At 74.2% G+C, this 12,091-nt stretch carries 12 protein-coding genes; 8 read left to right on the top strand and 4 right to left on the bottom strand.

The features are described from left to right. Positions 1–382: 382 nt before the first annotated feature. Together AB0H75_RS42430 and AB0H75_RS42425 are read left to right on the top strand one after the other, a co-directional pair. Positions 383–529, top strand: coding sequence for a hypothetical protein (locus tag AB0H75_RS42430; protein ID WP_367806195.1), 147 nt, complete (start codon positions 383–385; stop codon positions 527–529). A gap of 141 nt (positions 530–670) precedes the next feature. Then, positions 671–1,636 (top strand): helix-turn-helix domain-containing protein, encoded by a 966-nt coding sequence (locus AB0H75_RS42425; protein ID WP_367806193.1) that lies wholly within the window; start codon positions 671–673, stop codon positions 1,634–1,636. Positions 1,637–2,136: 500 nt separating this feature from the next. Here AB0H75_RS42425 and AB0H75_RS42420 read toward each other — a convergent pair whose 3' ends face one another. Further along, positions 2,137–2,430, bottom strand: a complete 294-nt coding sequence (locus AB0H75_RS42420; RefSeq protein ID WP_367806191.1) for a hypothetical protein — start codon at positions 2,428–2,430, stop codon at positions 2,137–2,139. 137 nt (positions 2,431–2,567) lie between these two features. Between AB0H75_RS42420 and AB0H75_RS42415 the strand changes: the two genes are divergently transcribed. From AB0H75_RS42415 to AB0H75_RS42390, 6 genes are all read left to right on the top strand, one after another. Beyond that, positions 2,568–3,587: a helix-turn-helix domain-containing protein gene (locus AB0H75_RS42415; RefSeq protein WP_367806189.1), complete on the top strand. Its 1,020-nt coding sequence runs from the start codon at positions 2,568–2,570 to the stop codon at positions 3,585–3,587. Between the two features lie 171 nt (positions 3,588–3,758). After that, entirely contained in the window at positions 3,759–4,061 is a 303-nt protein-coding gene (locus AB0H75_RS42410) for a transposase (RefSeq protein WP_367806187.1), read from the top strand. Positions 4,062–4,162: 101 nt separating this feature from the next. After that, positions 4,163–5,254: a Gfo/Idh/MocA family protein gene (locus tag AB0H75_RS42405; RefSeq protein WP_367806185.1), complete on the top strand. Its 1,092-nt coding sequence runs from the start codon at positions 4,163–4,165 to the stop codon at positions 5,252–5,254. Then, on the top strand, positions 5,251–6,156 hold the full coding sequence (locus tag AB0H75_RS42400) for a PmoA family protein (protein WP_367806183.1): 906 nt from the start codon (positions 5,251–5,253) through the stop codon (positions 6,154–6,156). Before AB0H75_RS42405 ends, AB0H75_RS42400 begins: the two co-directional genes overlap by 4 nt. Further along, positions 6,153–6,851, top strand: coding sequence for a cupin domain-containing protein (locus AB0H75_RS42395; RefSeq protein ID WP_367806181.1), 699 nt, complete (start codon positions 6,153–6,155; stop codon positions 6,849–6,851). Before AB0H75_RS42400 ends, AB0H75_RS42395 begins: the two co-directional genes overlap by 4 nt. A 63-nt stretch (positions 6,852–6,914) precedes the next feature. After that, complete coding sequence (locus tag AB0H75_RS42390) at positions 6,915–7,976, top strand: LacI family DNA-binding transcriptional regulator (protein WP_367806179.1); 1,062 nt, start codon at positions 6,915–6,917, stop codon at positions 7,974–7,976. Here the strand turns inward: AB0H75_RS42390 and AB0H75_RS42385 are convergent. From AB0H75_RS42385 to AB0H75_RS42375, 3 genes are read right to left on the bottom strand one after another with little or no spacing between them, the layout of a single operon-like run. Further along, the gene (locus AB0H75_RS42385; protein ID WP_367806177.1) at positions 7,965–9,683 is read right to left on the bottom strand and encodes an ABC transporter ATP-binding protein; all 1,719 of its coding nucleotides are present in this window, start codon (positions 9,681–9,683) and stop codon (positions 7,965–7,967) included. The genes AB0H75_RS42390 and AB0H75_RS42385 overlap by 12 nt on opposite strands. Next, positions 9,680–11,497, bottom strand: a complete 1,818-nt coding sequence (locus AB0H75_RS42380) for an ABC transporter ATP-binding protein (RefSeq protein ID WP_367806175.1) — start codon at positions 11,495–11,497, stop codon at positions 9,680–9,682. Before AB0H75_RS42380 ends, AB0H75_RS42385 begins: the two co-directional genes overlap by 4 nt. Next, entirely contained in the window at positions 11,494–11,898 is a 405-nt protein-coding gene (locus AB0H75_RS42375) for a cupin (RefSeq protein ID WP_367806173.1), read from the bottom strand. Before AB0H75_RS42375 ends, AB0H75_RS42380 begins: the two co-directional genes overlap by 4 nt. Between the last annotated feature and the right edge of the window lie 193 nt (positions 11,899–12,091).

Here is a 12,091-nt window from a genome sequence, read left to right as displayed (position 1 = left end):
TGTCCCGTGCTACGGCGATCGAGCGCCGGGCCCGCCGCCGCAGCCACTTCAGCGATGTCCTCTACCCCGATCCTCGGGCGCTAAGTATCGACGGCAGCCGGCATCCGTGAGGCGGGCCCCGTGGCGGCCGGTGCTGCTGCGTCAGAGCCGGGAGCAGCAGAACAACCTGGTCTTGTCGGCCCTCCCGGCCCATCTGGAGCGCATCTTGACCATTACTGGCCTGCGCACCGCGATCCAGCAACTCGCCGTCTCTGACCGCCCGCAGACGCCTTGGGCCCGGCCGGCGATGTCGAGTTCCAGGTGGACCGGAGTCGCGGCAAGGCGTTCACTGGTACCAGATGGAGGTATCGAGATCCAGGAGACACCGCGATGCGTAAGGAGCGTGTTCCCCGAGACCACCATGACCGTGGGTCGCGCACCCGGGGTCGGCGTGCGCGGGGTGCAGGCCGCGCACGCCCGCCACCTCGACATCAGCACCACCGGCTACCTGCGCCGGGTCCGCCTGGGCCGCGCCGATCGCGGCCGATGACGGCACGTGCGGTGACACCGTCGCCGTGATCGTCGGCACGTGGGTTTCACCGCTCCTGGCCGGTTCGCCGTTGGAGTACCGCAAAGCCTTCGGCCAGTCCTCCGGGCCGCATTCCGCGTACCTGAAGGAGCCCCAGTGACCATGGAAGCGCCACGCCTGCGAACCACGACGACCGAGATCACCGATAAGGACGCCATCGAGACCTTCCTCAGCGACACCTACGGCAGCGACATGCGCATCCGGAGCGAACGTGAGGACCCGTTCCTGCGCTTCAGCGTCGCCGATGCCGGAGCGTTCTTCCTCGCCACCCTCCAGCAGTCCGCGGTCCTGGATTTCCGCATCGAGCCGCTGAACACAGTGGTCGTCGCCCGGATGGCCAGTGCGCGCACCCACCGGACCTGCGGCGACTGCGACCAGCGCTACGCCGGCGGCGACCTCTTCATCGGCGCGTATCCCGGCCTGCCCTACACCGCCCGCCTGCACCCCGGCGAGTTCAGCAACTGCGTCATCGACCCCGCCGAACTCGACAAGGTCGCGGCCACCGCGCCCGGCCGGCGACCGGAGCCGATCCGGTTCACCAGCCTCGACCCCGTCTCACCGGCCGCGGCGGCGCAGTGGTGGCAGGTCCAGTCCTACGCCGCCGACCTGCTCGGCAACGCCGGGGCCGCCACCGCGCCACTGGTGCTGGCGGGCATGGCGCAACTGCTCGCGGCGGCCACCCTCACGACGTTCCCGAACACGGCGCTGACCGACCCCACCATCGAGGACCGCCACGACGCCTCCCCCGCGACGCTGCGCCGCGCGGTGGCCTTCATCGACGAGCACGCCGGCCAGGACATCAGCGCCGCCGACATCGCCGCCGCCGGCCGCGTCAGCATCCGCGCCGTGCAGCTGGCCTTCCGCCGCCACCTGGGCACCACCCCGACCGGCTACCTGCGCCGGGCCCGCCTGGACCACGCCCATCATGCCCTGCGCGAGGCCGACCCGGGCAGCACCACCGTGTCCGCGATCGCCGCCCGCTTCGGCTTCGCCCGCCACAGCCGCTTCACTGCCCTGTACCGCAGCACCTACGGCGTCCTGCCCGGCGACACGCTGCGCGGCACCTGACCACCTCGTCGAGCGCGGGGCCGCCGGTCGCGCTCGGCTTGGGCCAGGGGCGATTGACGAGTGCATGTTCGGGGTGTTCACGGGCCGTCATCACAGGATCGGGATGTCGGTGCCGGCAGCGTTCTCGGCGCCGGCACCGTGGTCAGGCACGCACGCCGCCGGCGAGCGCCGATCGGGGCGGTGGAGAGCCGGCTGTCGGACTGAATCGCCAGCACCTGCTCTTTGAGCGCGGTGGGTGTCCATCGGTGCGCATGCCGCTCTACCTACCTCGCTGGCCGTGCTCCCGGCCTTCAGCCTGGACCGGTCCGCCGATGGCACCATAGACGAGGCATCGCCCCGCCGCCGTCCGCGAAACGAAGCGCACCCGGTCGAGCCGTGCACGAACGTCACCTGCACCAGGGTGGTCGCAGGCGGGCCGGTCGCCGCGTCAAGGCCGTGGAACTCCTTCCCTCAACGGGGCCGAAACCAGCGTGGGCCGCCCTCGTGGCGCGGTGACGGTGTCAGGCGCGCTTGTCCGGGGTGCGCCGGCCGGCGCCCGACGCGGCACTGCGGGTGCCTTTCATCCCGGCGGCAGCGCCTCGGCACGGTCGGCTCGAATTGCGGCCACGTCGCTCGTCGTTTGCTGCCATCAGGCGCACGCTCCGCTCCCGCGCCTGTTCTGCGTCCTGGCAGGCGCTAAGAGCGTTGCGGTAGGCGCGCTCGGCGTCCTGGCGGCGACGGTCGGCGCGCGCTTTCGCTTCGGCCAGGGCCGCTTGGAGTTCTTGCAGGCGTTCGCGTACGCGGGTGTTGGCCATGCTCTTAGGAGCGCGAACGGGCGGGTCGCCAGTCAATGTCGTTTCGCTTTTGTCGGTCCCGGTCTTCGGTTGCGCTGTGCCGGCACCGTCTGAGGGTTTACGGTTACGGTGGAACCCCCTCTTGGGAAGGCGAGCCCATGGCAGCCGACGACACCGCGGCACCGGCGCCGGAGCCGGTTCACCGCTACGGGTTCACCTCCGCCGACGCCGAGGAGACCACCGAGTGCATCCGGCAGATGTATACCGGCAACCGCACCGTCTTTCGCAGGGTGAACGCTCGCAGCCGGATCACGGTGGGGTCGGTGACGGCCGGGCCGATCACGGCCGATCGGGCGGCCACCACTCCGTTCACCTTCCAGATCAACATGGACCCGTTCGATTACGTGATGTGCGGCCAGATCGTGCGTGGGGCGCTGCTGATGCGCACCGCGAGCCAAGAGGTACGGCTGCGCCCGGGCGAGGCCTACATGTACCCGATCTCCGCGGACCTGTTCCTGGAGAGCGGGAACTTCGATGTGGCCGTGCTGCGCCTCCCCGTGGAGACGGTGCAGGCGGTGGCGGCGCAGTACGCCGGCATCGACCCCCGTGAGCTGCGCTTCACCTCGATGACTCCGGTGTCACCGGCGCTGGGGCGTCACTTCACCAACGTGCTGGCCATGATCCACAAGGATCTGGCCCGGCCCGACCCCGCCCTGTGCCATCCACTGGTGGCCACCAGCATGCTCAACGCGCTGGCGATCGCCATCGTGGCCGCTTTTCCGAACACGACGATGACCACTGACTACGTGTCCGGTCCCGGCGCCGTGGGCACGGCAGCCATGCGCCGGGCCATAGCCTACATCGAGACCCACGCCGACCAGCCGATCACGACGGCCGACATCGCCGCGGCGGCCGGCACCACGGCCCGGGCCGTGCAGTACGCTTTCCGCCGCCACCACGACACGACACCGATGGGGTATCTGCGCCGGATCCGGCTGGAGCGCGTGCATCGCGACCTGCAGGCCGCCGACCCCGCCGACGGGGCCACGGTCGCCCTCATCGCGGCCCGCTGGGGCTTCTCCCCCGAGGGACGCTTCACCGCCTTCTACCGGGACCGCTACGGCGTCCTGCCCAGCCAGACCTTGCGCGCCGCGGACAGCACCGACAAGACGCCCTAGTAGTACTAGTTCGGTATTTTGTGGGACGTTCTGGGCATGACTCCGGCGGAGCTGGCTACTGCGCGCGACCGTCTTGAGGACTTCGCGGGCGAGGTGCTCGCCTCCCTCGCCCGGCACGAGCAGCGATCCTACGGCCGGTAGCAGTTCATCACCTCCTCGACCCGGGATTACGTGGCGGTACGGCGATGCCTCACCGGGGTGGCCCGGCAGTACACCGGGACTGCCGGGAAGGTGACCGACCGCCGGATCGCCATCAGCGTGCACGCGGTCACCGACACCTGCTCGGCCGCGTTGAACTGGCGGCTGTTCCTGCCGCAGCGCTGGGACGACGCGCCGGCCGACAATGTCCGGAAGGACGGCGGCCTGCTTCACAGCCAGAACGGGCCGCACCCCGTCAGCCTGGACGACGATGTTCGTTTCAGTCTCGTCGCTCGGCACCCGGACGTCACAGGAGTGCTCTTGACGCTCCCCTGACCCGCCCGGCACACTCTGGAATACGTTTTCCCGGCCCGATCACCCCATCCCCACCACGCCCCGGACCCAGGCCCGCACGCCGTCCCACTCCTGAGGAAGACATGTCCCCACGCACCTACCGGACGGCGATCGTCGGCACCGGCGCGATCGCCGCCGCCCACGCCCGCGCCGTCGCCGCCTCCGGCGCGCGGGCCACGCTGGTCGCCGTCGCCGACGTGGACCTGGGCCGGGCCACGGAGTTCGCGGCGACCTGGCGGGTCCCCCGGGCCCACGCGAGCCTGACCGAGCTGCTGCGCGAGGAGCGGGTGGACCTCGTCCACCTGTGCACGCCGCCGCGACTGCACGCCCCCCAGGCCCTGGAGTGCCTGGAGGCCGGCGCGACGGCGCTCGTCGAGAAGCCGCCCACCCTGTCCCTGGCCGAGCTCGACACGCTGGCCGAGGCCGAGCGGCGCACCGGCGCGCACGTCGCGACCGTGCTGCAGCACCGCTTCGGGGCGGGCGCGATCCGGCTGCGCCGCCTCCAGGAGGCCGGCGAGCTGGGCCGCCCGCTGCTGGCGACCTGCGTCACGCAGTGGTACCGCGACGAGGCGTACTACGCGGTGCCGTGGCGCGGCACCTGGGAGTCCGAGGGCGGCGGCCCCACGATGGGGCACGGCATCCACCAGTTCGACCTGCTGCTGTCGGTGCTCGGGCCGTGGTCCGAGGTCACCGCGATGGCCGCCCGCCAGGCCCGCCCGGTCGCCACCGAGGACGTGTCGATGGCGCTGGTGAGGTTCGACAGCGGCGCGCTGGCCACCGTCGTCAACTCGGTGCTGTCCCCCCGGCAGACCTCCGAGCTGCGCTTCGACTACGAGCGCGCCACGGTCGAGGTCGAGCACCTGTACGGCTACACCGACGACGACTGGACCGTCACCCCCGCCCCCGGCCACGACGCCGTCGCCGAGCTGTGGGGACGCGAGCGCAGCTCGGTGCCGAGCGGCCACGAGGGCTGGTTCGCCGCCGTGCTCGACGCCCTAGACCGGGGCCAGGCGCCCCCGGTGACCGCCGGCGACACCCGGCGGACGATGGAGTTCATCGCCGCCCTGTACGCCTCCGCCTTCACCGGCGAGCGCGTACGCCAGGGACAGATCACCCCGGACCACCCCTTCGCCGGCCGCATGGACGGCACCGGCGCCCCCTGGAGGAACCAGTGACCCTGCGGGCCACCCACGCGCTCGGCCGGTCGGTCACCGTCGCCGCCGGCGACGCCGAGCTGTTCACCTACGTCTACGCGCCCGACACGCCGGTGCTGGAGTCGCCCAAGCCGTACCTGCACCCCGTCCGCACCCTCGGCGGGCGGCTGGTGTCGCTGTACCGGCCGCACGACCACCTCTGGCACAAGGGCATCGCCTGGTCGCTGCCGCACGTCGGCGAGCACAACTTCTGGGGCGGCCCGACGTACGTGCCCGGCAGGTCCTACGTGCAGCTCGACAACAACGGCAGCGCCACGCACCGCGAGCTGACCGCGCTGAGCGCCACCGGCGACCGGGCCGAGCTGCGCCACACCCTCGGCTGGACCTCCCAGGCCGGCGCGCCGGTCATCGAGGAGAAGCGCGGCCTGGCCGCCACGCTGGTGGACGACGCCACCTGGGCGCTGGTGTTCGAGACCGAGATGACGAACGTGTCCGGCGCCACCCTCGACTTCGGCTCCCCCACCACCAAGGGCCGCGAGAACGCCGGCTACGGCGGGCTGTTCTGGCGCGGCCCCCGCTCGTTCACCGGCGGGCTCGTCCAGTCGCCGGAGGGCGCGGGCGGCGACGAGCTGCGCGGCCGGCGCGCCGCGTGGTTCGGCTTCCGCGGCCGGCACGACGGGACCGGCGACCACTCGACGATCGTCATCGTGGACGACGCCGCCAACCCGCGGCACCCGCCGCAGTGGTTCGCCCGCACCGAGCAGTTCGCCTGCCTCAACCCGGCGCCGTTCTTCAGCGAGGAGATGCCGCTGCCCGACGGCGGGACCATCGCCTTCCGGTACGCGGTCGTCGTCGCCGACGGCGACCGCGGTGAGGACGGCACCGCGCTGCTGGCCGGGCACGGACGGGACGCGCTGCGATGACGTTCCCCGGCGGCACGTCGGTCAGCCGGCTGACCGTCTACACCGGGGCCTGCGCCGACGGCCTCGAAGGCGGCACGCCGCACCTGCACACCGCCTCCACCGAGGCGTACGTGGTGGTCGGCGGGCGCGGCACGCTGCAGACCCTCGACCTCAACGGCCTGCGGGAGACCGCGCTGGCGCCCGGCTCGACCGTCTGGTTCACGCCGGGCACCATCCACCGGGCGGTCAACCGGGGCGGCCTGGAGGTGGTGGTCGTCATGTCCAACGCCGGGCTGCCCGAGGCCGGCGACGCGGTCATGACGTTCCCGCCGGAGGTCGTCGCCGACGCCGCGCGCTACCGCGAGGCCGCCACCCTGCCCGCCGTGGACGTCGAGGAGGCGGTCGGGCGGCGGCGGGACCTGGCCGTGGCGGGCTTCCTGCGGCTGGCCGACGGCGGGCCGCGGGCGCTGCGCGCCTTCTACCGCAGCGCCGCCGCCCTGGTCCGGCCCAGGGTCGCGGGCTGGCGGGAGATCTGGGAGTCCACGGTGGCCGAGCAGGCCCGCCGTACCGCCGCGATCCTCGACGCCCTGGAACGCGGCGACGCCGCGCACCTGGAGGAGTCCGCGCTCATGGAGAGCCCGCCCCAGGAGCGCTGGGGCATGTGCGGCCACCTGCGCGCCCACGACGTCGCCCACCCGATCGTGCACACGGGCTGAGCCCGCCCGCGGCTCCCGCCCGGTGACACGTCCGGTGACACGTCCGGTGACACAATGACCGCCATGGACAGCGGGCCCAGTGGAGCGGCGCCGTCGGGGCCCACCCTGCACGACGTCGCCAGGGAGGCCGGCGTCTCCGTCGCCACGGCGTCGCGGGCGCTCAACGGCAGCACGCGCAACGTGCGCTCGGAGAACGCCGCCCGGGTCCGCGCGGCGGCGGCCAGGCTCGGCTACCGGCCCCACCTGTCGGCACAGGCGATCGCCAGGGGCACCACCAGGACCGTCGCCCTGGTGGTGGGCGACGTGGACGACCCCTACTTCGCCGCCCTCGCCGCCGGGGTCACCCGGGAGGCCGAGCAGGCGGGGCTCATCGTCACGATGGCCGTCGCCGACCGCTCGCCGGAACGCGAGCTGGAGCTGGTCAGGAGGCTGCGCGGGCAGCGGCCCCGCGTCATCGTGGTCGCCGGCAGCCGCATCGCCGGCACGCGCACCCGCGACCTGCTCGTGGCGGAGCTGTCGGAGCACCGCACGGCCGGCGGGCGGGTCGCCCTGATCAGCCAGCCTGACCTGCCGTTCCCCACCGTCAGCCTCGACAACCACGGCGGCGCCCGGCGGCTCGCCCACGCGCTGCTCGGCCTCGGCTACCGGCGCTTCGCCGTCCTCCGCGCGCCCGAGCGGGTGCGCACCTCGGCCGAGCGGTGCTCGGGGTTCCTGGCCGGGCTGCGCGAGTCCGGCCTCGACGTCGGGCGGCCCGTGGTCATCGAAGCCGACTTCACCCGCGCCGGCGGCCACGCGGCCGCCGGCGCGCTGCTGCGCCGCGGCCACGGCGACGTGCAGGCGATCTTCGCGGTCAACGACGTCATGGCGATCGGCGCCATGACCGCGTTGCGCGGCGCCGGGGTCGTCCCCGGCCGGGAACTCGCCGTCGCGGGCTTCGACGACATCGGCTCGGCGATCGACGTGGTGCCCCCGCTCACCTCGGTCGCCGTTCCCCTGGTGGAGGCGGGGGCGCAGGCCATGCGGCTCGCGCTGTCGGGCGACGGCGCGGCGGCGCGGGCGCTGGTCCCCGCGCGCGTCGTGCTGCGGGCCAGCACGCCCGGCCCGCCGGCCCCGTCAGCTCCCTGAGGTCGCGGGCGCCGTCGAGAGGTTCCAGAACTCGGCGTACCGGCCGCCGCGGCGCAGCAGCTCGTCGTGGCCGCCCTCCTCCACGACCCGGCCGCCGTCGAGGAAGACCACGCGGTCGGCGCCGCGGACGGTCCGCATCCGGTGGGCCACCAGCACTACCGTGCGGCCCGCCATCAGCCGCTCGATGCCCTCGTGGACGGCCGCCTCGTTGACCGGGTCCAGCGCGGAGGTCACCTCGTCCAGCAGGACGACGGGGGCGTCCTTCAGCAGCGCCCGCGCGATCGACACGCGCTGGCGCTCGCCGCCCGACAGCAGCGTGCCGCCCTCGCCGACCTTGGCCGCCCATCCGCCGGGCAGCCGCTCGACCACCTCGTCCAGCCGGGCCGCGCTCGCCGCCGCCCGGACCTCGGCCTCGCTCGCGCCGGGGCGGCCGAGCCGCACGTTCTCCTCGATCGTGCCGTCGAAGAGGTAGACGTCCTGGAAAACGATGGCGATCCTGGCCATCAGGTCCTCGGTGCTGATCGCGCGCACGTCCACGCCGCCCATGCGGACCGCGCCCGCGTCCACGTCGTGGAAGCGGGCCAGGAGCTGCAACAGCGTGCTCTTGCCCGCGCCCGAAGGACCGACGACCGCCAGCCGCCGCCCCTCGGGCACCGACAGCGACACCCCGTCGATCACCGTGCGCCCGCCGTGCCGGAAGGTGACGGACTCCAGCCGCAGGCCGTGCCCGGCCGGGCGGACCGGCTCCCGGGGCTCGGGCAGCGGCTCGGCGCGCAGCACCGCGTCCAGCCTGGCCAGCTCCGAACGCGCGCCGCGCAGCTTGCCGCCGAGCTCCGACAGCGACAGCAGCGGGTCGGCGCAGCGGGCGGCCAGCACCAGGATCGCCAGCAGCTCGGCCGCGCCGGCCGCGCCGCCGAGCGCGAGGTAGGCGCCCAGCACCAGCAGCGCGGTGAACGCCGCCTGCACCACGAGCGTCAGCCCCACCACGCCGGGCAGCGCCGACAGCACCGTGCGGCGGGAGGCGCGCCGCAGCTCCCGCAGCGCGTCGTCGAGCAGCCGGAACCGCTCGGTGGTCCGGCCCCCGGCCCGCAGCACCGGCTGGGCCTGCAGGTACTCGATGACCCGGCCGGTGGCCTCGTGGTCGCGCTCGGCGCGCTCGGCGTCCGCGGCGGCCATCGAGCGTCCCGTCCAGACCTGGACCGCCACCACCAGCGGGGCGGCGGCCGCCGCGGCCAGCCCCATGCGCCAGTCGAGGACGAGCATCACCGCGACGATCGTCAGCGGCGTCACGCAGGCCGAGACCAACGGCCCCAGCAGGTGCGCCAGCACGCTCATCGCCTGCAGGACGCCGCGGCTGGCCAGGGCGGACACCTCGCCGACGCGGGCGGCGCCGTACCAGCCGACCGGCAGCCGGGCCAGGTGGTCGCCGAGCCGGTGGTACATGCCGCGCAGCAGCGTCGTCCCGGCCCGGAACCCGGCCAGGTCGCCGCGGTAACGCAGCACCGCGTAGAGCGCGAACGCGGCCCCCGACGCGGCCAGCCACGGCCACGCCCGGCCGGGAGCGCCGCCCAGCAGCGCCCGCAGCACCGGCGTCAGCAGCGCGTAGGACAGGCCCTCGACCAGCGCGGTCACCGTCATCAGGGCCAGGGTGCGGCGCACCGGGCGGGAGTGTTCGGGTCCCAGCACGCGCAGCAGCATGCGGATCATCGGGGCTCGTCTCCTTCGCGGCCCGTGGCCGCCGGTCGATGGGATCGCCAGAACGCGGCGAACCGTCCGTCGCGGGCCAGCAGCTCGGCGGGGCTGCCGCGCTCGACGATCGCGCCGTCCTCCAGCACCACGACGGTGTCGGCGTCGGCGACCGTCTCCAGGCGGTGGGCGATGACCAGGATCGTCCGGTCGCCGCCCAGCGTGGCCAGGGCCCGGCGCACCGCCTGCTCGGTCTGCGGGTCGGCGAAGGAGGTCGCCTCGTCGAGCACCAGCACGGGGGTGCGGGCGAGCAGGGCGCGGGCCAGCGCGATCCGCTGGGCCTCGCCGCCGGACAGCCCGGCGTCCTCGCCGATCACCGAGGCGTAGCCGCGCGGCAGCCGGAGGATGCGGTCGTGGACGTTCGCCAGCCGGGCGGCGCGCATGACCTCGTCGAGGCCGGCCCGCGGCACCGCCAGCGCGATGTTGTCCGCGACCGAGGCGCGCAGCAGGCGTACGTCCTGGAAGACGAAGGAGACCGTCCGGTACAGCTCCCGGCCGCCGATCTCCCGGAGGTCGGCCCCGCCCAGCACGACCGAGCCGTGCGTGGGGTCGAAGAAGCGCGGCAGCAGCCGCACCAGCGTGGACTTCCCGCTGCCCGACGGGCCGACGACGGCGGTGACGGTGCCCGGCTCCAGCACCAGGTCGATCCCGCGCAGCACCTCGTGACCCGGCTCGTAGCCGAAGCGTACGCCGCGCAGCTCGATGCGGTGCCCCCGGGGCGCGACCGGGCGCGCGGGCTCCGGCAGCGGCTCGACCGCCAGCACGTCCCCGATGCGGCCCACCGCGCGCCGGGCGGCCTGCAGGTCGTCGAAGCCGTGGCCGAGGGCCGCCACCGGGGCGGTCAGCCCCAGCCCGAGCAGCAGGAACGGCAACAGGTCTGCCGGGGCCAGGCCGCCGGACCCGATCAGCGCCGCGCCGCCCACCAGCACGACCAGCAACACGAACGGCGGCGACAGCGCGAGCTGTATGCCCGCGGCGACCGCCGAGACGCCGCGCACCCAGCGCAGGAAGCTGTCGGCGAAGCCGTCGGCGGCCGCGCGGAACTCGCGGTGGGCGCGCCCGGCCCCGCCGAACGCCTTGACCACCGCGATGCCCTGCACGAACTCCACGGCGGCGTTCGCGATCCGCCCCATGGCGGCGTCGAACTCCTTCTGCTCGCCCAGCCGGGCCGGGGTCATCATCAGCGGGACCAGCGCCACGGCCAGCACCACCGGGATCAGCGTGATCAGCGTGAGCCGCCAGTCCACGGTGAACAGGTAGACCAGCGACACCAGCGGGACCACGAACGCGGCGACCAGCTCGCCGGGAGCGTGGGCGATGAACGGGTGGACGGCGCTCACGTCCTCCCCCACCACCGTGGCCAGCTCGCCGCTGCGGCGCCGGGAGAACCAGCCGATCGGCACCCGCCCGAGCCGCTCGGCCAGCCGCCGCCGCAACGCCAGCTGCACCCGGTCGTCGAGGAGGTGCCCGATCCCGGACGAGGCGCCCGTGAACAGCAGCCGGACGAGCAGCCCGGCCGCGCCCGCGAGCACGACGGCCCGGACGTGGCCGGGATCGGCCGGGCCGGGCGCCAGCAGGGTGCGGCCCAGCTCGACGACCGCCAGCAGCGGCGCCAGGCCGGCGACGGCGCCGACGGCCTGCGACGCCACCACGGCGGCGAGGACCCAGGCGTAGGGGCGCAGCAGCCGTCCCACCCCCGGCTCGGCCGCCGCCCGGCCGTCCCGCGCCGGGCTGTCCGCCGCCCGGCCGTCCCGGACCAGCTCGGTCGTGCTCATCGGGCCCCTTCCTGAGTGCGGGCGCGCCTCTCCAGCCGGCTGCCGCGCGGCAGGGTGACGGCCATGATGGTGCTGGGGATGTCCAGCGCGATGCGGTGCCAGCGCCCGCGCGGCACGATGGCGGCGGTGCCGGCCGTCAGCCTGATCTCCTCCTCCGGCTGCCCCGGCCGCTCCGGGCGCAGGAACAGGCGGATCTTCCCGATCAGGCAGGACACGATCTCCTCGGCCTCGGGATGGACCTCCCAGTGGTCGGCGTGCACGTCGGCGTCGGTCCTGGCGTGGAAGGCCAGGAGCTGCCAGCCGTCCCGGCCGGCGTCCGCGCGCCTGCTCCCCGCGCGGATCTCGCCGTCCTGGCGCAGGTGGATGGAGGAGTCGAAGAGGTCGAGCGGAGTGACGGTCATACCAGGACGACCTTCCTGACGGGCCGGTGCGGGCAGGGGGATCCGGACAAGGGGATGCGGACAAGGGGATGCGGACAGGGGGACGGTGACGATGGTGCCGATCCGGCCCGCCCGCCGTCATCGACCCGGCAGAGACTCTCCCGCTTACCGCCGCGGACGTACCGGCCCGCCCGCGTACGACGGGGGAAGTAGC

It is taken from the genome of Nonomuraea sp. NPDC050783 (genome assembly GCF_040802095.1).
Classification (GTDB): Bacteria; Actinomycetota; Actinomycetes; order Streptosporangiales; family Streptosporangiaceae; genus Nonomuraea.
This window is presented reverse-complemented; position numbering and strand designations above follow the sequence as displayed.